Source organism: Alteromonas sp. ABE4_545, assembly GCF_056161325.1.
The window spans coordinates 53,089-76,016 of the sequence record NZ_JBSWYY010000017.1 but is presented as its reverse complement, the minus strand read 5'-3'; the positions used below and the strand labels follow the sequence as shown (position 1 = coordinate 76,016).

18 protein-coding genes are annotated in these 22,928 nt (G+C 45.3%); all 18 read right to left on the bottom strand.

Translation table 11 applies throughout. From position 1 onward, the window contains the following. Window positions 1-126 precede the first annotated feature (126 nt). On the bottom strand, window positions 127-1,491 hold the full coding sequence (locus tag ACXAH6_RS14705; protein WP_474877997.1) for a DUF1329 domain-containing protein: 1,365 nt from the start codon (window positions 1,489-1,491) through the stop codon (window positions 127-129). A gap of 15 nt (window positions 1,492-1,506) precedes the next feature. Beyond that, window positions 1,507-3,567, bottom strand: a complete 2,061-nt coding sequence (locus ACXAH6_RS14700; RefSeq protein WP_474877996.1) for a DUF1302 domain-containing protein — start codon at window positions 3,565-3,567, stop codon at window positions 1,507-1,509. 416 nt (window positions 3,568-3,983) lie between these two features. Further along, window positions 3,984-4,226, bottom strand: a complete 243-nt coding sequence (locus ACXAH6_RS14695; protein ID WP_474877995.1) for a DUF2835 family protein — start codon at window positions 4,224-4,226, stop codon at window positions 3,984-3,986. Continuing rightward, on the bottom strand, window positions 4,201-6,810 hold the full coding sequence (gene pepN, locus ACXAH6_RS14690) for an aminopeptidase N (RefSeq protein ID WP_474877993.1): 2,610 nt from the start codon (window positions 6,808-6,810) through the stop codon (window positions 4,201-4,203). The genes ACXAH6_RS14695 and pepN overlap by 26 nt, the downstream gene beginning before the upstream one ends. A 17-nt stretch (window positions 6,811-6,827) precedes the next feature. Beyond that, window positions 6,828-8,309, bottom strand: a complete 1,482-nt coding sequence (nhaC, locus tag ACXAH6_RS14685) for a Na+/H+ antiporter NhaC (RefSeq protein WP_474877991.1) — start codon at window positions 8,307-8,309, stop codon at window positions 6,828-6,830. A 9-nt stretch (window positions 8,310-8,318) separates the two neighbouring features. Continuing rightward, a complete protein-coding gene (locus ACXAH6_RS14680; RefSeq protein ID WP_474877989.1) occupies window positions 8,319-9,653 on the bottom strand; it encodes a sodium-dependent transporter in 1,335 nt (444 codons plus the stop codon). 121 nt (window positions 9,654-9,774) lie between these two features. Continuing rightward, complete coding sequence (gene prc, locus ACXAH6_RS14675; RefSeq protein ID WP_474877988.1) at window positions 9,775-11,811, bottom strand: carboxy terminal-processing peptidase; 2,037 nt, start codon at window positions 11,809-11,811, stop codon at window positions 9,775-9,777. 1 nt (window position 11,812) lies between these two features. Further along, the gene (gene proQ, locus ACXAH6_RS14670) at window positions 11,813-12,478 is read right to left on the bottom strand and encodes an RNA chaperone ProQ (RefSeq protein ID WP_474878016.1); all 666 of its coding nucleotides are present in this window, start codon (window positions 12,476-12,478) and stop codon (window positions 11,813-11,815) included. Between the two features lie 17 nt (window positions 12,479-12,495). Further along, a complete protein-coding gene (locus tag ACXAH6_RS14665) occupies window positions 12,496-12,786 on the bottom strand; it encodes a hypothetical protein (protein ID WP_474877986.1) in 291 nt (96 codons plus the stop codon). Further along, window positions 12,783-13,214, bottom strand: a complete 432-nt coding sequence (locus tag ACXAH6_RS14660) for a GAF domain-containing protein (protein WP_474878015.1) — start codon at window positions 13,212-13,214, stop codon at window positions 12,783-12,785. The genes ACXAH6_RS14665 and ACXAH6_RS14660 overlap by 4 nt, the downstream gene beginning before the upstream one ends. Before the next feature lie 51 nt (window positions 13,215-13,265). Next, window positions 13,266-13,958, bottom strand: a complete 693-nt coding sequence (locus ACXAH6_RS14655; protein WP_474877984.1) for an SIMPL domain-containing protein — start codon at window positions 13,956-13,958, stop codon at window positions 13,266-13,268. A 101-nt stretch (window positions 13,959-14,059) separates the two neighbouring features. Next, window positions 14,060-15,289, bottom strand: coding sequence for a nucleoside recognition domain-containing protein (locus ACXAH6_RS14650; protein ID WP_474877982.1), 1,230 nt, complete (start codon window positions 15,287-15,289; stop codon window positions 14,060-14,062). Between the two features lie 133 nt (window positions 15,290-15,422). Further along, complete coding sequence (locus ACXAH6_RS14645; protein WP_474877980.1) at window positions 15,423-16,544, bottom strand: pyridoxal-phosphate-dependent aminotransferase family protein; 1,122 nt, start codon at window positions 16,542-16,544, stop codon at window positions 15,423-15,425. A gap of 472 nt (window positions 16,545-17,016) precedes the next feature. Next, window positions 17,017-17,541 (bottom strand): gamma carbonic anhydrase family protein, encoded by a 525-nt coding sequence (locus ACXAH6_RS14640; RefSeq protein ID WP_474877978.1) that lies wholly within the window; start codon window positions 17,539-17,541, stop codon window positions 17,017-17,019. A 4-nt stretch (window positions 17,542-17,545) separates the two neighbouring features. Continuing rightward, a complete protein-coding gene (locus ACXAH6_RS14635) occupies window positions 17,546-18,415 on the bottom strand; it encodes an acyl-CoA thioesterase domain-containing protein (protein WP_474877976.1) in 870 nt (289 codons plus the stop codon). Window positions 18,416-18,475: 60 nt separating this feature from the next. After that, the gene (locus tag ACXAH6_RS14630; protein ID WP_474877975.1) at window positions 18,476-20,314 is read right to left on the bottom strand and encodes a serine/threonine protein kinase; all 1,839 of its coding nucleotides are present in this window, start codon (window positions 20,312-20,314) and stop codon (window positions 18,476-18,478) included. Beyond that, window positions 20,315-21,169, bottom strand: a complete 855-nt coding sequence (locus tag ACXAH6_RS14625; protein ID WP_474877973.1) for a 23S rRNA (adenine(2030)-N(6))-methyltransferase RlmJ — start codon at window positions 21,167-21,169, stop codon at window positions 20,315-20,317. Window positions 21,170-21,280: 111 nt separating this feature from the next. Further along, a complete protein-coding gene (locus ACXAH6_RS14620; protein WP_474877971.1) occupies window positions 21,281-22,921 on the bottom strand; it encodes a dihydrolipoyllysine-residue acetyltransferase in 1,641 nt (546 codons plus the stop codon). Window positions 22,922-22,928 lie beyond the last annotated feature (7 nt).

The window sequence follows — 22,928 nt, the reverse complement described above, 5'->3', positions numbered from 1 at the left end:
CTTGGCCTAATCACGTTTGATTTTTTATCTGTTGTGATAAACCAATTGCGTGTAAACAAAAGTGTTTATTAATAATGATTGCTATAAAAGCAAAAACGGCTGGCTAACGCCAACCGTTTTTCTCGATTAGCGCGTACCTTCTCGTCGCAGCGCTTGTGGAGTGAACTCTCTTTCGTCTGGGCGGATTGAAAAGTCGTACATCACTTCTTCATTGTCCAAACCTATCGCTAAGTAACGGCGAGAGTTTAAGTCATGATAAACATCGAGAGTTGACCATTGGGTCGGCACTTCGTAATAGTTGACACCGTAAGCTACCGCTACTCGATATAGGTCACCGCGGTTATCGTACATGTCAGCCACTTGGATTTGCCAGCTGTCTTCATCAATATAGAACACGCGTTTTTGGTAAATATGACGCAAGCCTTCTTTCAGCGTTGCTTCAACTACCCATACACGGTGTTTTTCCCATCGAGTTAAGTCGGGATTAACGTGATTAGGCGTCAAAATTTGCTCATAAGTTACGTCATTGCTGTGTAACTTATAGTTATTGTACGCCACTAACATCTCTTTTTTACCGACTAATTTCCAGTCGTAACGATTAGGCGAGCCGTTGAACATATCGAAGTCATCAGTGGTACGCAAGCCATCTGCTGCTGTTCCCGGCGTATCGTATGCAATGTTAGGCGCAAGGCGCACACGGCGTTGCCCAGTATTGTATGTCCACGCTTTACGCGGCTCTTTTACCTGATCTAACGTTTCGTGAACCAACAGTGCTGTGCCAGCGAGACGCGCAGGACGCGTTACTTTTTGCTTAAACATAAACAGCACGTTGTCTTCGAGTAATTTTGCCGCTGTGGCGTCGCTTTGAGAGTATTGAATCAATAACTCTTCATCAAAACCTATAACGTTATAATCACCCGACGCAGTCACCGCAGCTTGACCACCTTGACGATGAACCGCTTGACCGCGATAGCGTGCAATGTGGTTCCATACTGCTTCCAAACCGTTTTGTGGGATCGGAAATGGAATACCTACCGCAGCGCCCTTCATGCCGTTACCGCCGTCTAGCAATTCAGCGGACGTTGCATTTGATTTTGTTGCATCGTAAACAAACTGAGGGTTTGATGCAGAGCGATGGGTTTTGTAAACCGGCATGGCATAAGTGTCTGGATAGGTTTCAAACATCTTTTGCAAACCAGGGGTTAGCAAATCTGCATATTGGCTGTAATTTTGCCCGGTAATCACGTATTCCGGCGTTTCACCCGCGTATGGGTCAGGGTGAAAATCGCCTGGCTTATATCCGGCTGGCGGTGTAGTAATACCGCCAGTCCATGCAGGGATAGAGCCGTCAGCATTACCGGCTTTTTCTCCCCCTAGCGGGGTTAGCTCGGCACCGAGTTTTGCCGCATCTGCATCACTTACTTTCGCGATCGCAGTACCTGATACAGCAAGAGACATTGCTGCAGCAATTAATCCTAATTTCTTCATCATATGCACTACTACTCTCTAAATTGAATACTTGATGTTAAAAGACACAAAGTCTCTGTCTGATAAGGCATTGGTAGTACCTATTCCGCCCCAGAATGCATTATAAGAAGCGGTTGCCGACCATTTGCTTAGATAATCAAATGTGAAGGCGATGCTGGCAGATTTTGTATCTTCTGTGAACACGTACAATGGATCAGGTGTTGTACCATCAACATCGTGTGAGAAAGTTGCCCGTGCTCTTAAGTTAATACCAGCATAAATATTGTTAAAATCGGCTACGGCTAACAAACGATAACCCCAAGCGTCTTGCGTCGCAAATGGGTTGGTCTCTGGTCCATTAGACAAACCGGTATGTAAACCCGTACGAGGGTTGCCATCTGCAGTTGGTTCAAGTGATGGAGTACGCGACGTACCCGGTGCGTTAAGTCTAATTACTTCAGGATCTGGAAAATCAACCACATTCACGTAACCTACTTCACCAAGCAAAATAAGGTTGTCGGTGCCTAATGCAGGGCCAAATACATGAGAAGCAGTAATTTGCGCTTGCCACGTATCTGAGAGTAAGTAACCCTGTGCGGTTTCACCCGGCCCAGCACTAATACCAATGTTATTTAATTGAGAGATACCGGCTAAATCGTCACGCAAGCCTGCATTGGCTAGCTGCTCTGGCATTCCCATGTACAACAGCTCAACATCGTCGATTTGTAGGGGTTCGTCTACACGATAGGCAAACTCACCCGCAAGTGCTGTCGTGCCCACATTGGTGTTGAAACTAAAGCCGTACAGTTTAATGTCTTCTGGGTAATAAAACTCGGCTTTGGTAAATGCGCCTAAGTCTGTAATGTTGTCACGCGTGATTTGGTTCTGAGCAATGTAACTCACGTCAGACATAATGCCCGCCGTGGTGAAGTCAGATGTCACCCCTGAAATCAATGGGCGTTGACTATGGTAATTGAGGTGATAGAAACTCAGTTCCGTTTCGTTTAACGCTTCAGCAAAGTAAGTGAAACGCACACCGTATTGGCCTTGATCATCAGCATCGTGATGCGCTGAATCACCATAACCGCGAATAGCGACTTTTGTTGGGTAGGCTAAATACGCATTAGCAATTGTCGAAGCGTCGCCGCCAGCGCGTAGCGCATCACCCAAACCATTCAAAGAAGACAGCAAGAAATCTAGGTCGATATCTGGATTACCAGTAAAACCTAATTGTACGTTATTTGCCTGGCCGCCCTCACCCGCAAAATCGTTGGTAGCGAAATAGCTGCCCGCAACAGGTAACCAGCTGCGTTCCCACTCATATTGGTAATAAGCAGAAACGCTTAAATTATCAGTAAGGCCTAGTGACGCGAAAACCATACCTACTGGAATAAATACTTCTTTTAGCTCAGCGCCAGGCGTACGTGCACGTGTTACATCAACTGGGTTGGTCGTATTGATGCCGTGTTGAATAAAGGTACTCTCGCCCCAGCTTATTACTTGACGACCCACGCGAACGGTAAGTGGCATATCGCCCACCCAAACGTCACCGTAGAAGAAGGCGTCTAACAAACGCACGTCTTTACACAGTAGTTCCTCTGCGCCTTTGTCCTCGCACAAGTCATAAGCTTTACCTGTGATTGGGTTAGCGTAATCACGCTCGTCGCTTTGTTCAAAATCGTAAAACCAAAAGCCGCGCGCAAAGAAACCAAAATCGCCATAACGCACGTCTAATTCGTGGTTACCTGAAATTTGAGTCGAAAATGCATCACCGGGATCGTGTGCAAGGTTACCTAAGTCACCATTTGTTGAATATCCGCCATTGGCCATATCCCAAACGTCGGCGCTTTGATAAATCACATTGGTTGCGGCGTTATAACCAGACCAATCGAATTGGGCGTGGTTACTGTTACCGATAAGGCTGTAGTCTCGATCTTCAACACGTATGCTGGTGGCGAGGGTGAAATTTGAATCCAAGTTAACGCTGACATCACCAAAATTCCAATTTGCTGCTTGTGCAGTAAAGGCGGGTGTTCCTAGTATCGCAAATAGGCCGGCTGCAATCGGCGATTTTCTAAAAGCGCGTGGCTTGATTGTCATAGTTTTTATACTCCTAGGTCAGCGTGAATGTGCGCTGAGAAACGACATTACTCTTCGAGTCTTTAACAAAATAATTACATCATTTTGAAGGAATCGCAAGAACAAATCGTACCAGTTACTGATTTCTATTATTGTTTTTGTATCAACTAGTTAAAATTTGACCAGTAAAATAACTGCTCACGAAAGCATCAATCTGACCATTTATTTTAACAACTCGCTTACAGCCCTTTATTTACAAGGGGTAACAACGAGGCCGTAATTATTAGCGAGTAACGGCGTTGAACAACAGGGTTCAGTATAGTCCAAGGCGAATTTTTATCGTAGAAATGTCTAAATTTGTTGCACTTAGCTCAAAAATAAAACAGCACAAAGGAGGTGGGTGAAAAGAAAGCGAGTGCTACCGAGGAATAAGCGCCCTATCTCAGGCGCTCAAAGCTGACAATTTTGTTTTGTTGTGAAATAACCAGTCGAAACCGCCCCACTAACCCTCTACTATCTATAAATCGCTTGAGATTATGTGAGGGTATCTGAACGGTTTCTCCCGATTCTGCAGTGAGTATTGCGTTGGCTATCGAGCCTTGATAAATGTCTAAACACTTACGATAGCTCGTATTCAACGAAAAAAAATATACTCTATCCTGCGAGGTTATCCTGGTCATACGCAAGACTCTTACTGACCTTTTCAAAAACGTCTTTACTCAACCCTTTGTGATTGAGCAGTCGACCCAATTGAGCTTTCATTGATGCTTGGCGTTCTGGGTAATAGCGCTGCCATTGTGTCAGCGGCGTAACCAGACGTGACGCAACCTGTGGGTTTTTACCATCAAGCGTTAATAGGTAGTCGGTTAAAAACTCATAACCACTGCCATCTGATGCGTGAAAGCCCAACGTATTGTAGAACGCAAAGCTACCAATCAACGCTCTTACACGATTAGGATTATTATCACTGAAAATCGGATGTTCTCTTAACAAGGTGATTTGCGCCAGTATATCAGTACGTTCACAAGTAGCGTGTAAGCCAAACCATTTGTCCATGACGAGAGGGTCTTCTCGCCAGTCTTTTTCAAATGCTACCATCAAGCTATTAAACAGCTCAGGCGTTGCTACCTGAGCGGCTTTAAGTGCGCCCAAGGTATCGGTCATATTATCAGATTGACTGAACTGCGATTCCACTAGAGGTTGATACTTTTCTTCGCGTGCCAGCAACTGCAACACTACATTTCGACAACGACGAGCATTCACCGCTTGTTGGGTGTAGGCATAGCTCGCTAATTCAATATTATCGTAAATTGCAGCCAAGCGTTCGGTCAGCTTAGTAACCAAATCAGAAATAAAGTGTTCTCTCGCTGCAAATAGACCTTCAACGTCGACTTTGTCTTTACTTTGACACAAAGACTCAAAGCTAGGAACAACGAGACACTCGCTGATCAATTCATGATTGTCTTGTTCACGATGAATAAAGTCAGCCAGCGCTTGCCATAAAGGTGCACTCACATTAGCTGCATTGGCATCAAGGTACTGGTCAATACACCAGGTATAAAATTGTTGCATCGCATCCCAACGACTAAATGCATCTTTAGCGAAAGACGCAATTGTTAGGAGTTCTTCTGCATTGTAATCGGCTTTTAATTTGACTGGTGCCGAGAAATCACCCAACAAAACAGGAATCGCAGAAACGTCTACCCCTTGGTACTGCACCGTCATTTCTGGCTTATCAACAATGAGCACATTGTCGTTAAACAAAGTTTGATTTGGCTTGTATTGATTGCCCTGGCTATCAACACATTCCAAACGAATGGGTAAATACAAGGCTTGCTTGTCTTTTTGGCCAGCTGTGGCCGGAGTAAATTGACGTATGGTTAACGTTAATGTTCGCGCCTGCTCATCGTATTCACGTGCCAGCGATACTTCCGGAGTGCCTGATTGACTGTACCACAAGGCAAAGTGGCTTAAATCAAGATCAGTAGCCGATTGCATTGCCGAGACGAAGTCATCACATGTTACGGCTTGTCCGTCATGACGACGGAAGTATTCATCCATTCCACGCCTAAAACCCTCTTGGCCAAGTAATGTATGATACATACGAATGACTTCAGCACCTTTATCGTAAACGGTAACGGTGTAAAAGTTATTCATTTCGATGACTTCATCAGGGCGAATGGGATGGCTCATTGCACTGGCGTCTTCAGCAAATTGGTGCTCTCGCATAACGCGCACTTGCTTGATGCGGTTACTGAGTGGCGAAGTCATATCTGAACTGAACTGTTGATCCCGAAATACAGTTAAGCCTTCTTTAAGACTCAACTGGAACCAGTCTCTACACGTGACGCGGTTACCCGTCCAGTTGTGAAAATACTCATGCGCGATGACCGATTCAACATTAAAAAAGTCTTCGTCGGTTGCAGTAGCCTGATTAGCTAACACAAACTTAGAGTTAAAGACGTTGAGCCCTTTGTTTTCCATAGCGCCCATGTTAAAGAAGTCGACGGCAACTACCATGTAAATGTCAAGGTCGTACTCTAACCCGAATACGTCTTCATCCCATTTCATTGCTCGTTTTAGCGAATCCAATGCAAATTGGCCGCGATCAGATTTACCCTTATCAACGTACAATTCTAACGCAACAGGCTTACCACTTTTAGTGACGAACTGGTCAGTCAGTAAATCAAAATCACCGGCAACCAAAGCAAACAAGTAAGCGGGTTTAGGGTGCGGATCATGCCACTTTATAAAGTGCATACCGTTGTCGGCATCGCCCTTTTCTACGGGATTGCCATTAGACAGCAACGTTGGGAGTGAGGTTTTATCGCCGCGAACAGTCACTGTAAACACGGCCAACACGTCTGGGCGGTCGAGGTAATAAGTAATACGCCTAAAACCTTCGGCCTCACATTGAGTGCAAAACACACCATTGGACAAATACAGCCCTTCCAGTGCCTTATTCTCGGCGGGGTTGATACGTGTGTGTATTTCAATGGTGCAAGTATCAGGTAATCCAGACAGGGTTAAGGTGCCCTCTCCAACCTCGTAGTCTTCATAAGGCTGATTATCGACGTAAACACGGGTTAAGTTGAGCTTATCACCATCCAATACTAACGGGAGCGAATGCTCACCTTGTTTTATCACTTTCATTACCGACACCACTAAGGTGTCGGTTGGGTCTAGTGTAAAATCTAAATCCACATGGCTAATGTGGTATGCGGGCGGCTGATAATCTAAACGGCGTTTAGCGATAATTGCCATTCACTACTCCTTAATGATTAAGCTTGTTTTGCAGCGTTCGCTTGAGGAAGGCTTTCTGGATCAATACGTAAAATTTTAATACCAACATAAGCATATATGACGGCGAGTACAGGATTGATCAAGTTGAAGAACGCAAAAAACACATAATCGAGAGGATTGACTAGTAATACACTATACATGTAGGCACCACAGGTATTCCATGGAATAAGAGGCGAAGTAATAGTACCACCGTCTTCTAAGCTGCGGCTGAGGTTAAGCTGATCCAGCCCACGCTTCTTAAACTCTTCTTTGTACATACGACCAGGCATTACGATAGCCATATATTGGTCAGCTGTGATCAAGTTAGTGCCTATACAAGTTAGTATTGTACGCAATACCATTGAACCTGCTGAATGTGCACCGTGTAAAATTGCGCTGACTGCGCGGTTAAGCAAACCAACATGCTCTAACACCGCACCAAACGACATAGCACAAATAATTAGCCAAATCGTATTCAGCATTGAAGACATACCACCGCGACTCAATAGGTCGTTGAGGTTTTCATCGGGAGTAGCGAAGCTTACACCATCGAACAGCGCGGTCCACACTACTTTTAGGTTACCTATTGCTGCGCCGTCACCTTCGGCAATCATCCCAGCCACCACATCGCCTTGGAATAATACTGCCCATAGTCCACCAAGCAAAGCGCCAATGCCGACTGCTGGAAACGCTGGCATTTTCTTAATCGCCAAGGTTAACAACACAACAAGTGGAACCAACATGTACCACGACAAGTTAAACGTCTGCTCTAACAAGGTTTGCATTTGTTCGATTTTTTCGACACGTTGCGGTGTATTTTCACTGAGGCCTAATAGCGCAAACAACACGAGCGCAATAACGAAGCTAGGTACCGTGGTCCACAACATATAACGAATATGTTCGAACAAATCGGTTCCGGCAACGGCGGGCGCAAGGTTCGTTGTTTCTGACAATGGGGATAACTTATCGCCGAAGTATGCACCAGAAACAATAGCACCGGCCGCCACAGTCACCGACATATCCATACCAATTGCGACGCCCATTAATGCAACACCAACGGTGGCCGCCGTAGTCCATGAACTACCGATGCTCATAGCGACCACAGCACAAATCAAACAACTCGCGGCGTAAAACATGGTCGGATTGAGCAATTCTAGACCAAAGTAAATCAATGTAGGCACTGTACCGGCAAGCATCCAGGTACCAATTAACGAACCAACGGTAAGCAAAATCAAACAAGCACCAAGCGACATTGATATGCCTTTTACAATGCCTTTTTCGATACTTTTCCAAGAATGGCCATTTTTCAAGCCAATAATACCTGCTAACCCAGTACACAAAAGTAATGCAATTTGGTTGGGACCGTATGACGAATTGTCATCAAATAAATACACCGCGCCGCCCATCATGAGCACCATACAAATGATAGGGATAAACGCGTCCAGTAACGATGGGGCTTTTATAGTTTTTGAATTTTCCACCTGAAATCCTTACATGACCGAACGATAGAACATAACAACAATAACGACAGGGCAGACAAACTTCACGTACCAAGGCCAGATCTTCCAGAACCAACCCGATTCAATATCTTCTGCACCTGCCTTTAATTCTTTTAAAATAATATCGCGGCGCCATACCCAACCTGCAAAAATACATAATGCTAGGCCTAGAAGTGGTTGGCTCCACTCTGTGGTGATCTTAATTACCCACCCAAACGCTTGCTCAAAATACTGAATAATGATCGCGCTACAAACGAAAATAACGGCAGTCATTGCCCATACTGCTTTTTTGCGAGCAATGCCCTTATTTTCGACTAAATAGGCCACTGATACTTCCAGCATCGAAATGGAAGACGTGACCGATGCGATCACCATCAATGCGAAAAACGCGATAGAAACTAGCACACCAATGCTACCAATGGAGTCGAACAGTGCGGGTAGTACTGTGAAAATAAGCTGGTCGCCAGCAATCAATGCGCCCGAGTCGTCAAATATTTCCACGCCGTTGTTCAGTGCGACGTACATCGCTGGAATAATTAACATGCCAGCAATAATGGCCACACCAATATCGACTAATGCAACCGACGCGCCCATCTTTGGAAGGTTTTCGTCTTTGCCCAAGTACGAACCGTATACCAACATGGTCCCTACCCCTAACGACATACTGAAAAACGCCTGCCCCATTGCGCTGATAAGTAAGTCAGGTTCAAATACGCGGGAAAAGTCAGGCACTAGGTAAGCGCTCCACCCTTCAATTGCACCAGGCTGAAAGCTGACATAAACAATGAGTAAAACAATAATGGCAATTAGTGTTGGCATTAGGCGAACCGACCAACGCTCGATACCTGAGTTAACCCCACCGATAACAATAGACGCCGTTAACGCTAAAAACACAGCGGTAAAGAGTGTATTACGTAAATCAGAGAAACCTAATAACCATTGGCTTACGCTTTCAGGTGCGGCAATTCGAATTGTCGATTCACCTAAATAGGCAACCATCCAGCCACCCACTATGGCGTAAAAAGCGAGAATCATAGAAACGGTTACACAGCCCCACAGTCCAGTGAGTTTACCGAGCGGATTAGTGGTTATTTTACCCAACGCATCAACCATGTTAGAACGGGTTGAACGGCCAATAATCAATTCGGCCATGAGTACGGGGTAAGCCAGAGCGAACGCCAAAATTAAATAAACGAGTACAAATGCAGCGCCGCCATTACTAGCGACCTGTGTTGGAAAGCCCCAGATGTTACCTAGACCTACCGCTGAGCCAGCCGCAGCCAAGACAAAACCTAACCGGGAAGAGAATTCTCCTCGCGTTGCCATAGTTGTGTTCCCTTTATTATTTTTATGTTGATAATCGCGTTTAAAGACCGCGTTATTATTTTATCGTTAGTTGCATAAAAAAGGCTGGCTTTTTAAAGCCAGCCCTGTTGTTTGTGTTGATTTAGTGCGTAATGGCGTACTTGCCTGTGTCAACCAAATCAAACGTGATATTGGCCGCTTCATCCAAGAAAGGATCAAGCTCTTCCAACGCCTCGGGCAAATCGTCTAGCGACGTGATTGGGTCCATGCCCATACGTTTCAAACGTTCGTTCGCACGAGTTAATGCTTTTGCTTCGTCGGCGTCTTTCTTAGCGACTCGCTCCGACTCAACCAATGAGATAAACTTTTTGTCTTTGTTTTTCTTGTACTCTTCAATATCTTCATTGAGGTACAAAAACTCAGGGTCGTGAAGAATGCGTGCATTGTGGCTTGCACTCAACGAATCGACGGCAGAGTGCGTATCACCAAAGGTCGTGTAATTTGCACGGTCAATACTGTCCCAAGGCAGTGCATTCTCTTCCTGACTTTCACCCCAATCAGCAGGATCAATCGGCGAAGGATAAAGAATGTCTGGCACAACGCCTTTGTGTTGCGTACTACCACCGTTTATACGATAGAATTTCGCAATGGTGTATTGCACGCTACCGAGTGGATTATCGTACAAGTCATATATACGACCTAGTCCGCGATGTTGTTGTACCGTACCTTTACCAAAGGTTTGTTCACCCACAATCAATGCACGGTTGTAGTCTTGCATTGCAGCGGCAAAAATCTCCGATGCAGACGCGCTGTAACGGTCTACCAATACTGTGAGCGGGCCGTCATATGCCACTTCACCATCGGTATCGCGATTCACATTTAGGCGGTCGCCTTCATAACGAATTTGAACCACTGGGCCTTTTTCGATGAACAAGCCGGTAACCAATGTAGCCTCGGTCAATGAACCGCCACCGTTACCACGTAAATCAACAATAATGCCTTTTACGCCTTGAGCTTTGAGTGATTCAATTTCTTTGTGTACATCTGCATGTAGGTTGTTGTAAAAGCTAGGAATATCAATAACACCTAGTTTTTCACCTTTGTGCTCACCACTTTCAGGAATGTAAATTTCTGATTTGGCTGCGCGGTCTTCAAGTTTAACTTTGTCACGCGTGATGTTCACCACTGAAATAGTGTTTGAACTTGATGACCCTTTTTGTACCTGTAAGCGCACTACTGTGCCCTTTGGTCCGCGGATCATGTCAACCACATCATCTAAACGCCAGCCAATTACGTCAACAAAGTCTTCGTCGTCTTGCGCGACACCAATAATTTTATCTTCGGGCTTTAGTGCCTTTGATAAATCTGCCGGCCCGCCCGCAACGATGCTTTTGATCACGGTATAATCGTCTTCGCTTTGAAGTACTGCGCCAATTCCTTCAAGAGACAAATTCATGTCCATTTGGAAGCGATCAGCATTACGCGGAGACAAATAACTGGTGTGTGCTTCAATACTACGAGCAAAGGAATTCATCACCGTTTGAAAAACGTCTTCACTCTCTGCTTGCTTAATACGTTTAATTGCGCGCTCATAACGCTTAGTGAGCAATTCAGCAATTTCGTCCCACTCTTTACCTGTTAACTTAAGGTTAAGCGCGTCATATTTCACGCGCTGACGCCATAATTCATCAAGTTCAGCTTGGTCTTTGGCCCACTCGGCTTCTTCGCGGTCATAGAAAAACTTGTCGTCTTTCACCTCGAAGTTCAACGGCTTATCAAGTAATGATAGAGCGTATTCATAACGCTCTACTCGGCGCTGCGTACCCAAATTAAACATGGCGTACGCATCGCGTAGATTACCCTTCATTAGCGCGTCGTCAAACGCATCGCGATAGGCTTCGAATTCCTTCACGTCTGATGCCAAAAACACATTCCGATTGCTATCGAGAGAGCGCAGATAACGGTCAAACATCTTTTCAGACAATACGTTATCGAGTTCGATCTCTTTGTAGTGAGAACGGGTAAACAATGTACTAATGCGCTTAGCAGCAACGGCGTGTTGCGCCTCTTGCTGTAACAACGGTACTTCGTCAGCTGTCTCGGTAGGCGTGACAGCTCCGGCTCCTACGCTTGCCGCTAGGAATGCACTGGCTATAGAAACACGAAGGAAATCTTTCATATTACGACCTCTTGGAACGTGCCAAACGCAAAGAGTCTGCGTTGACTTTTACTACCATCCCCGAATCTAATTGAACATGAACACCATCTTTTGCCACTTCGGTAATCACTGCGGGCATTGGCATTTTGCCAAGCTTCACTGTGACCGCTGTGCCAGATTTCAGATCAGCGTCTGTCAACTTAGCAGGGGGTGTTTTATTTGGTCTGTTATTTTTCTCTTTAGTTCCGTTGAACTGAGAATTTGGTTTGCGCGGTGGGCGTGGCTTAGCCGCTTTGCGGTCGCTCTTATCATCGTTATTACGACGATTTTGCTTCTGCTGTGCTTTACGCTTTTCGGCAGCCTTAGCCTTACTTTCTTCAAGCTGTTGCTTGGCGTGTTCTTCATGAGATTTTTCGATCGCCGCATCCGGGTTGCCGTCGAGGTCAACACGCATTTCGCCGTCTTTAATACTATAAAGATAACGCCAGCTGTTCGTGTAGTGGCGAAGTGACGCGCGCAGCAATGTTTTACTCACACGCTCTTCATCAGCCAAACGCTCAGCTAGATCTTGAAAGATACCAATTTTTAACGGTTTTGCTTCTCCTTCTACAGAAAAGCAATTAGGGAATGTTTCAGCTAAAAAGGCGATCACCTCTTTGCTGTTAGAGAACTTCTGCGATGCTTCCATCAATATACAAATTTTAGTTATTCAAAGTCGGAATTATCCGCATCATCCCAAGTTGCTAGCTGATGGTCAACCCAATCAAGCAAATCATCGTCATCAACGGACAATAAATTGCCATCTCGGTGCCAAGTTGACCAAACAAACGCCAATAACCCTTCAAGACGTGCGGTTTCAATATCATCTTTGGCCCGGTCATACATCATATGTAAAACCATATTCAGTTTTTCCGCGGCCTCGTCGGCATCCTCATGGTGATCTTCCATGTCTTCCCATGTTGCCAAGACCATGTGGATATCTACGTTATACTTCATTGTAGACTAGATACCAAGATTGCTACGGTTTCAGTTAACCCTTCACGGTCTTCTTCATCAAACCGAGAAAGGCTTGGGCTGTCAATATCTAACACGCCAACCAAGGTATCATTAACGATAACTGGGATAACAATTTCAGAGTTTGACGCCGCGTCACACGCGATATGGCCAGGAAAGGCATGCACATCTTCCACTAATTGGGTTTGTAGGGTTTGCGCAGCAGTGCCACACACCCCTTTGCCCATTGGAATACGTATGCACGCCGGTAAGCCTTGAAATGGCCCCAGTACCAATTGTTCTTCCTTGTACAAATAGAACCCAGCCCAATTGACATCGTCTAATTGATTGAAGAGCAAGGCGCTCAGATTTGCCATGTTGGCGATCATATCTGATTCGCCAGAAACCAGGCCCTTGGCCTGGCTATTCATCGATTGATAAAATGCTGTTTTACTCAATGTTGTCTCTTATTTACCACGTTGTTATTGCTTGGGTTTAAGTGTAAACACCAGATTCACTTTTGCAGATACGGCTTTGGTTCCTGGTAGAGATTTGCTCTCTGCGAGTAAGTCCATACGCGCTACTGGCATTACTGACGGTGACGATACTTGTTGTATCATTTTTACATCACCTAACGTCATGCCCGCTTGGTTCGCCAAACGTTGTGCTCGCGCTTTGCCTTGTTCAACCGCTTTTTCAAGCGCTTGCTCAAACGCAGTCGCTTCTTGTGAATTGATAAATTCAAAACCCTGAATGCGTGTTACACCTCGTGATAATACACCGTCTAGTAGTTTATCGTAACTATTTATCTGCGTACTGGTTACGCGTACCTCTCTTGAGAGTATATATCCTCTGTCTTGGCGGCCATTTGACGTATGTTCAACCCAAGGGGTTAAATTGACTTCCATTGACTGAATGTTGTGCGCTTTAACACCGCTATTTTGCAAAAAGCTCACAATGCTATCTAACCGGTGGCGTACTAATTCATTCAGTTTGGTCACGGTTTCACCGCGCTCTTCAATAACAAAGGTCACCGTGAATGCATCCGGCACTAACGATACCGCTGACTCACCGACAACATGTACCTCATATGCTGGTTCTTGCGCCTTGGCCTCTGTATGAAAAGCTAACATCAAGGTGATTAGTGCAAACAATCCTAACTTTCTATTCAACATTTTGACTCCTTGGATACGCTGTACGCGCTTGTCTTAATTTGAAAATCAACAACTTGGTGCCCAGTATGTCAATGTAACCTGAATTTCAGATGAATTAGACCTTAACCAAAAAACCAATAACTCACACCTATTGCCGCGGTAATCCCTGCTAAATCTGCGGCGAGACAACATGCAACGGCATAACGGGCATGTTTTATACCCACTGCACCTAAATAAACAGCAATCACATAAAAGGTCGTTTCAGTAGAAGCTTGCAATACTGATGACAAACGCCCTGCAAAAGAGTCTGCGCCGTGATGTTGCATAGTTTCAATCATCATTGCCCTCGCACCGCTACCGCTAAGTGGTTTCATTAACGCGGTGGGCAATCCATCTACAAACCGAGGGTCAAGCCCACACCACGACACTAAATAACCAATGCCGGTTACAACAGAATCAAGCAGATCACTGGCCCTTAACATGCCAATGGCAAACAGCATGGCGAGCAAAAATGGAATTAGCGTAATGGCCACGTCAAAGCCCTTTTTTGCACCTTCAACAAACAATTCGTAAGTATTCAGATTACGTCGCCAACCCGCAATCAGTACCACCACCACAAAAGTAAGCAGTAAGGCATTTGCGACCACGGCTGATTGCGTTGCCAGTACATCACTGGCTAAATTGGCGAAATACAACACAATAGCGGCGATCAATCCAAAGGCTACCGCTAAGTAAATTAATATAACCCGATTAAAAATATTGATTTTCTGTACGGCGCACGTGACTAACAGCCCCACTAGAGTCGACGCACTGGTGGCCAATAAAATAGGAATAAATACGTCTGTAGGGTGCGCAGCGCCCTGCTCGGCACGATAAAGAAAGACGGCAATGGGAAACAAGGTAACAGAGGAAGTGTTGAGTACGAGGAATAATATTTGGCTATTCGTGATCACCGTTTTGTCACTGGCTAGGCTTTGCATGTCTTGCATCGCTTTAATGCCAAAAGGTGTTGCGGCGTTGTCTAGCCCTAGCATGTTCGCAGACATATTCATGGTAATACTGCCTAGAGCGGGGTGATCTCTGGGAATGTCTGGCATAATTCGACATAAAAACGGCGCAATTAATCTGGAGAGCTTTTGCACTAGACCTGATTGCTCAGCAACGTTAAAAATACCCAGCCAAAAAGCCAACACGCCAATTAACCCAATGGCAATATCTACACTCAATGTGGCCATACTGGTTATGGCGTCCATAACGGCTTGAAACGAACCGACATTACCAATTACTAATGCTTGGTATCCGGTGGCAACAAATGCACTGATAATAAAGAAAAGCCAAATTCTGTGTAACATATTCGCTGACTCTGTTAGCTATGCCAAAGCAAGCCACTGAGTATACACAGTTTAATCAGTATGTTCTGAGAAGTTTAAGACAAACAGGACCTTGCCTCAGACAAGAGGCAAGGTAGGTGTAGGCAAGCTCATATTATTTCAATACGGCTTTTAAGCTCGATAAGCAATAATCAACGTTTTTATCGGTACAACCAGACCCCATCAGGCCAATGCGCCATACTTTACCCGCGAATGCACCTAAGCCTGCGCCAATCTCGAGGTTGTATTGGTTAAGCAAGGTATTTCTCACTTGGGCATCATCAACGCCATCAGGAATTTTGACAACGTTTAATTGCGGCAAGCGATAGGCAGCATCAACCGCCATTTCCAAACCAAGATCGTGTAAACCGTTGACTAACTTAGTGTGGAGTGAAGCATGACGTTGGAATGCTGCATCTAACCCTTCTTGATAGAGCATCACGAGTGACTCATGTAACGCATACACACTATTTACCGGTGCCGTATGGTGATAAGCGCGCTTTCCACCCTGCCCCCAATACCCAACAACAAGGTTTAAATCGAGAAACCAACTTTGTACTGGCGTTTTACGATTTTGAATAACCTCAACCGCTCTATTCGAAAAACTCACAGGAGACAACCCGGGTACACAGCTCAAACATTTTTGAGATCCTGAATACACGGCATCAACACCCCACGCATCAATGTTAACGTCAATGCCACCGAGTGATGTCACTGCATCCATAATCGTTAAACAATCAAATTGCTGTGCTAATGCGCAAATAGCTGCAGCGTCGTTGCGCACACCGGTAGAAGTTTCAGCATGTACGAAGGCAACTATTTTAGTGTCCGGATGAGCGTTAAGTGCGTCTTCCAACTGATTAAGGTCAGTTTGGGTACCCCACTCATTTTCTACCGTTACACATACACCGCCACTTCGGGTGACGTTTTCTTTCATGCGTAGGCCAAACACACCATTAATACACACAATGACTTTGTCGCCAGGTTCGAGCAGATTCACAAAACAAGTTTCCATGCCCGCAGATCCTGGTGCTGATACAGGCATGGTGAGCGGGTTTTCTGTTTTGAAAGCAAATTGCAAAAGCTGCTTGGTTTCGTCCATGAGTGCAATAAAATCTGGATCAAGATGGCCCACAGTAGGACGAGTCATGGCATTGAGCACACGCGGCGCAACGTCAGATGGGCCAGGCCCCATTAGCGTGCGAAGAGGAGGAATATGTGTAGTGAATTCGCTCATGGCTATTCCTTAAATTAGTCAAACACAGTCATTAGGCAAACCACTATGCCCGTGGAAAGCTTATAACTCAAACTATGAAAAATCATGACCAATATACATTTCATGAATACTCAATGTGTATAGGTGAAAGTAACATGAATACCACTAACGCACCTGTGGAAAAGCTATGCGTAAATTGTGCAAAATATCGGGACAACTCTTGAACAATTAAGTCATTCTCACAAGGAGTTTAAAAAATGTTCTAAACTAAATATCAAACGAATTCATATTGTTAGCCATAGCAACCATAATTTATCATCCGTTTTGTTTATAAAATAAACGATATTGCGCTATAGTTACTTTCCATTGTGATTTATTTACAGTGCACTTCTCCCTTGTAAAAGTTAGCGCACGGCTCAGCAATGAGCCATTCCCCTAGGCCCGGAACTAGAGATAGTTCTGGGCGTTTTTTATTGTGCTGAAATGTCGTGGTTTAATCGTCTTGTACTTTAAGCTCGGTAGCAAAATACTGCGCATTGTCGACATAGTGTGCCGCAGACGCTTGTAATTGCTCTTCAGCACGTTCATCAAGTTGACGAATGACTTTTGCTGGTGAACCAACAACCAGAGAATAGTCTGGAATGACCGTATTTTCAGTCACCAAGGCATTTGCACCAATAATACAATATTTGCCAATTTTAGCGCCGTTGAGCACAACCGCATTAATACCAATTAGGCTAAAATCACCGACTTCACAGCCATGTAGCATCGCTTTGTGTCCGACGGTCACGCCCTTGCCCAATATCAGAGGTACGCCTTTGTCTGTATGCAGTACCGCAGCATCTTGAATGTTGGTGTCTTCACCGACAACGATGGGGTGCATGTCGCCACGAATAATCGCATTAAACCACACACTGGCATTGTCATTCAGGGTTACATCTCCGATAACGTGACTTCCGGGCGCCAGATAAACATGGTTACCGGTACGTACGTGCTTATCACCTAATTGGTATTTCATCAGCTTACTCTTTTTCTTCGCTCAGCTTGCGCATTAGCCCTTCTTGCATCGTTGTGGCAATGAGCTCACCGCTTTGATTAAAAATCTGCCCCCGCACTAACCCTCTAGCACCGCCACTGAATGGGCTTTCAGTGGCATACAATAACCATTCATTAAAGTTAACGGGTTTGTGGAACCACATAGCGTGATCGATAGTGGCAATCGCCAGTTTTTTCTCGGTAAGCGAAATGCCATGAGGTTGTAATGCGGTACTCAAAAAATGATAGTCAGACGCATAGGCTAACGTAGACTGATGCAAAGACTGGTTTGCGCCCAGAGCTTCTCTTGCCCTCATCCAAATAAAACGCTGAGGATCGCGTTTGGTAGAACTAAAGGATTTTTTCGCATCAATGGTTTTAATATCAACAGGTCGGTGATAACTCAACGCCTCGCGCATAGGACGAGCGATACGGTCATAGTTTTTCTCGTAAAAGGTAATGTCTGATTCAACCTCTTCCGGGCCTGGTACGTCAGGCATAGGAGAAAACTGATGATTCATGCCTTCCTCTGGACGTTGGAAAGACACCGTCATGTAAAAAATATTGCGTCCATTTTGAATCGCTTTAACACGTCGGGCTGAAAAGCTTCTGCCGTCACGGACAATTTCAATATCGTAAACTACCGGTTTTTTCGCATCGCCCGGGAGCAAAAAGTAAGTGTGAAATGAATGAGCAACCAACCCTTCAGGCACACTTTTATACGCAGCGGTTAGTGCTTGCCCTAAAACTTGCCCGCCAAACAATGCGCGAAAGCCGAGATCCCAGCTTTGACCACGATACAAGCCAGTTTCCAAGGTTTCCAATTCAAGTAATGAGGCGAGTTTTACTTCTGACATACTGTCAATTTCTCCAATAAATATAGAATGCACCAAGACGTAACAGGGAGCACGCGTTGATTACTGTACCCTAGACTTGGGGTTACGAGGATAATACTTTTCCGGTAATTGTGCACGGTGATCAAAAAACCGGGTGTCTTTGTAAGGTAACTTCATAAAACCCGAAATACCTAAACCATCAATTTGATTCACCGTTGCCAGAATATTTGCCAAAAGCTCAGTAAATCTTTGGTGTTGGGTACTGTCGAGCAATACATAATAACTGTGGATTTTTAAGTGTGTTTCAAGAGCTTCGAAAATGATGCAGCCGGTATGATGAATGCTATTAAGCTCAGTGATATAGCGCAACATTGGCGTAGGAAGCGTGAGTAATTCATCGGGGTCATCACCGTCTTCAAAATACGAGTGCATACGACTACTTTCTTGCACGCTGCCACTGTCGGCAACGTCAAAGGGAATAACCATGTCCACAGGCGGTTCAAACGGTTGAAGCGTATTTTCCCGCTCTATATGTAACGTATCTTTTGCGTTGAACAGACAACATTTAAATACACCTTGACGATGAATCGCTCGGGCCAGTGTGATCACATTGTTTACCGATTGTTCAAATGCTGCCTTTAACGGCTCGCTATGCAAATTCAAGCTCGAATCGACATAAATACCTTCCGGTTGCCAGCGAATAACCAGCCCTCCTACCACGGGGAAATTCCCTAGCCGACTCACCGCGGCAATCAGCGCTTTTTCTGTTTCTCCCATGCCTTGTAAATAGTTTTTGTAGTAACGGTCGAATTGGGCGTCGTTAATATCATGCAACTCTTCGAGGCTTTCCTGTGGCACTTCTTGGCGTAGAAAAGACTTCCGAGAACTGTACACAACAGTTTCGATATCCTTCGGAGACGTAGCAAGCCATGTTGGAATGAGAGGTGTGTAACGATGAGGTTCGTCGGCTGTAAACACCATATGTTTTAACACATGTAAATGCTTGAAAAAATAATCACCGCCCTGACGTCTTTCTTCCGCGTCGTCACTCAGCATATAGGTGAGAATAGTGGCTAACATTTTGGGCAATCCCAAGGATGAAGGGGTAATAACTTTGCAGCCAAACTTAGCAGATTGACCTGATGCTAACGCATACAAAGTGCTGGCCAATCCTTGCTCGTCAAAACGAGGGCTTGAAAGCGCGCCGTTGAGCTGCTCTTCACCAATAAAGTAGATATCACCCAGTCTGGCACTAGTGTGTTGCATGTCGCCAGACATTAAATCCATCACGTTGTTACCTACAAAGTGTTGTTGGCAATCTACCTGAGCAAATACCGATGATCCCCAATCGATTAAAGCCACTTGCTCTAGTTTCGCGTCCCACACCAAATTAGACGGTTTAATATCGCCGTGAACGATGGGTTTGGCTTCACCTAATTCGTGATAGTTACGTAAAGACAGCAAAATATCCGCCACTTGCACAGCAATTTTCACGACCACTCTGGGTGGGAGCGCCCCTTGTCGTAAACTCACTTGCTCTAAGTCGTCACCGCTAGCTCGGTCCATTACCAAGATAGATTGCCGCCGTATCTGTTGAAATTCGATAAGCGAAGGCACTAGCTCATGATTGACATGGGCCAGCATAAAGGCTTCTTCTTCGAGCCGGTCTTGAATATGTTGTGGCAGGGTAATACGCGAAAACTTAAACACATGCGATTCGTTATTAGCGGTTTTACCGGCAAAAGCGAACCCATACGCGCCTTTGCCGATCAAGGCGATATCTCGATAACCCGCGTGTGCTAGCTGCTCCGTGCACAAAGAGACCCAATCTTTTAGCTTTTTGGCATCTTTTGACGACAACAGATAAATCGATTGCTCTTCAGGTATGTAAAAGTGTTTAAGCGCTTTTTTTACCGTCATCTATTCGCTTTTGGCTAACCAATTCACCGTTACCCTTGCAGCCTCGCCCAATACTTCTCGAACGCTTTCTAACGCGTTGGCTACGTCGATGTCCAATTCCCACGCAGGGTTCAGAACTAGCATCCCTGAGCCGTACATACCCGAATCATTTTCTTTTTCGTCTACGTGCAACTGGATATTCACCACATTGGCCGCCGCGTTTGCCAATTGCTCACACATTTGTTCACTGGCGCCCGTTTTCGCCCCAGCTCTCTCGGATAACAGCGGATACCAAATCAACACTTGCGCGTTGCTCCAACGCTTCATCATGGCCTCAACGTTTTTCACTACCGCAGCGTATTCTTGTTTTTGTTCGTAGGGCGGATCGATCAATACCGCGCCGCGATTAGGTGTCGGTGGCGTCATCGCGAGTAATCCTTCGAATCCGTCGCGATGATGGATATGAACAGAGCCTTCACCTTTACACGCCTTCATGTTTTGCTTGAGTAAACCAAATTCACCAGGGTGTAGCTCCATAATGTGAAAATGATCTTGTTCTCTTAATAAGGCTTTTGCGATACACGGCGACCCAGGATACTGTTGTTGCTGCCAAAACGGCTGCGTAACGTGTTTGTATTCAACCAATAACGGATTCGCCGTATCCACTGCCATGACGGGGCTAACTCCCGTCAGGTACTCTTGATTCTTACTCGACTGTTCAGACGACAAGGCATAGCTCCCCGCCCCTGCGTGTGTGTCGAACAATACAAAGGATTTGTTCTTTCTTTTTAGCTTTTGAATAGTGTTGACCCAACATAAATGCTTGATCAAATCTGCGTGGTTGCCGGCGTGATAGCCGTGTTGATAACTCAGCACGTGATTATAACTCTTAAATCTCTTTGGGTTAGTTTACCGCTTCCCTTTCAATCAGGCCAATAACCTTGTTGCAACGCATAAAAAACGGGCTAAACGCCCGCTTTGTGTTATTTATTTTAGATGCATCAACATCAAACTTGGGTTGGTTAAATAGTCAAACCAAAGGTTGTTAAACCTTACCATCGTGGCCCCATCGATGATGCGGTGATCACCAGACCAACTGACATTCATGATAGATTGAGCGATAACCTCACCCTTGTCGTCAAACCTCGGTAAGGTTTGGGTTTTACCCAACGCGACTATTGCCGCTTCTGGTTTGTTGATTACAGGTGTTGCCACCATTCCACCTAATACACCAATATTTGAAATACTGATTGAGCCACCTTTTAACGATGCGCTTGGTAACTTGCCATCACGAGCCAGTGCGATTAGTGATTGCATTTCTTTGGCTATATCTAACAAAGACAAGTCTTGTACACGCTTGATGTTGGGCACGAGTAAACCAATTTTGCTGTCTACAGCAAACCCAATGTTATGGTCACTGAGATAGGTTAATTCTGTTGCGTCATCATTAAGACGGCTGTTTATCACAGGGAAGTCGTTTAATGCCAGCGACAGCGCTTTGATAAATAAAGGCATAAATGAAAGTTTCACACCCTCTTTTTCAAACGCGGGCTTTAGCGTAGACCTGAGCGCAGTGAGTGGCCCCATATCGAGTTCGTCGCTTACCGTGAAATGGGGGATCGTCGACACTGAAGCGACCATTTGTTTTGCCATTGCAGCTTGCACGCCTTTTAATTTTATCGTGCGATCCGCTGTTGACACACTACTAGCTTCTTTCGACTCTGCAATTGCATCAAATGAATGTGGGGCCGGCGAATTCACGTTATTTTTCGCCTGTGCAACTACACTTGCCAAATCGGCTTTAAGCACTCGCCCCTTTTTACCCGAGCCTTTGATTGTCGCTAGGTCAATCTGCTGCTCCCGTGCGATGCGACGCACAGCAGGGCTTGCTAATACTTTCCCCGGAATACATACTGGCGCCTCAAAAGCATCTTCTCTGCCGTCTGCGACTTGGGTTTTAGCATGAGGTTTGTCTGCATTCGTAGTCGTTTGGTTATCTTTAAGTGTGCTTGGTAATTCTTCGCTTGTTTTACCCTGTTCGCTTAACGTTGCTCCTTCAGCACTTAACGCAAATAACGGTGTGTGTACTTTCGCTATTTCGCCTTGCTGATGATACAACTTTGTTACGGTGCCGCTGTGTTTTGCGGGGATCTCAACCACAGCTTTATCCGTCATCACTTCAACTACAACCTGGTCTTCTTCTACCGAGTCACCTTCGACAATATGCCATTTAACAATTTCGCACTCTACTATGCCTTCGCCGATATCAGGGAGAATGAAATCTTCACTTCTATCATTAGTTGGCGTCGTTAACGCTGTAGTAGATGTTTCAACAGTTTCGGGCACGCTATCAGCGGCACTTTCAGTTTTACTCGGTGCTTGATCATCGCCCTCTACATCTACCGCGAACAAAGGCGCATGGACTTTGGCAATGTCGCCAGGTTGATAGTGCAGCTTTTTCACCACCCCAGCATGCATCGCAGGAATTTGAACTGTCGCTTTGTCTGTCATTACCTCAGCCACTGGCTGGTCTTCTTCAATGCGCTCACCTTCACTGACCAGCCATTCCAGCAATTCGCACTCTACAATTCCCTCACCAATATCTGGCAAAATAAATTCTGTCATCATAGTCAGA

Bases quoted from the DNA above. Each gene is read 5' to 3' on its own strand.
- ACXAH6_RS14705 (WP_474877997.1), bottom strand. From the start codon at position 1,491: ATGATGAAGAAATTAGGATTAATTGCTGCAGCAATGTCTCTTGCTGTA.
- ACXAH6_RS14700 (WP_474877996.1), bottom strand. From the start codon at position 3,567: ATGACAATCAAGCCACGCGCTTTTAGAAAATCGCCGATTGCAGCCGGC.
- ACXAH6_RS14695 (WP_474877995.1), bottom strand. From the start codon at position 4,226: ATGACCAGGATAACCTCGCAGGATAGAGTATATTTTTTTTCGTTGAAT.
- pepN (WP_474877993.1), bottom strand. From the start codon at position 6,810: ATGGCAATTATCGCTAAACGCCGTTTAGATTATCAGCCGCCCGCATAC.
- ACXAH6_RS14680 (WP_474877989.1), bottom strand. From the start codon at position 9,653: ATGGCAACGCGAGGAGAATTCTCTTCCCGGTTAGGTTTTGTCTTGGCT.
- prc (WP_474877988.1), bottom strand. From the start codon at position 11,811: ATGAAAGATTTCCTTCGTGTTTCTATAGCCAGTGCATTCCTAGCGGCA.
- proQ (WP_474878016.1), bottom strand. From the start codon at position 12,478: ATGGAAGCATCGCAGAAGTTCTCTAACAGCAAAGAGGTGATCGCCTTT.
- ACXAH6_RS14665 (WP_474877986.1), bottom strand. From the start codon at position 12,786: ATGAAGTATAACGTAGATATCCACATGGTCTTGGCAACATGGGAAGAC.
- ACXAH6_RS14660 (WP_474878015.1), bottom strand. From the start codon at position 13,214: ATGAATAGCCAGGCCAAGGGCCTGGTTTCTGGCGAATCAGATATGATC.
- ACXAH6_RS14655 (WP_474877984.1), bottom strand. From the start codon at position 13,958: ATGTTGAATAGAAAGTTAGGATTGTTTGCACTAATCACCTTGATGTTA.
- ACXAH6_RS14650 (WP_474877982.1), bottom strand. From the start codon at position 15,289: ATGTTACACAGAATTTGGCTTTTCTTTATTATCAGTGCATTTGTTGCC.
- ACXAH6_RS14645 (WP_474877980.1), bottom strand. From the start codon at position 16,544: ATGAGCGAATTCACTACACATATTCCTCCTCTTCGCACGCTAATGGGG.
- ACXAH6_RS14640 (WP_474877978.1), bottom strand. From the start codon at position 17,541: ATGAAATACCAATTAGGTGATAAGCACGTACGTACCGGTAACCATGTT.
- ACXAH6_RS14635 (WP_474877976.1), bottom strand. From the start codon at position 18,415: ATGTCAGAAGTAAAACTCGCCTCATTACTTGAATTGGAAACCTTGGAA.
- ACXAH6_RS14630 (WP_474877975.1), bottom strand. From the start codon at position 20,314: ATGACGGTAAAAAAAGCGCTTAAACACTTTTACATACCTGAAGAGCAA.
- ACXAH6_RS14620 (WP_474877971.1), bottom strand. From the start codon at position 22,921: ATGATGACAGAATTTATTTTGCCAGATATTGGTGAGGGAATTGTAGAG.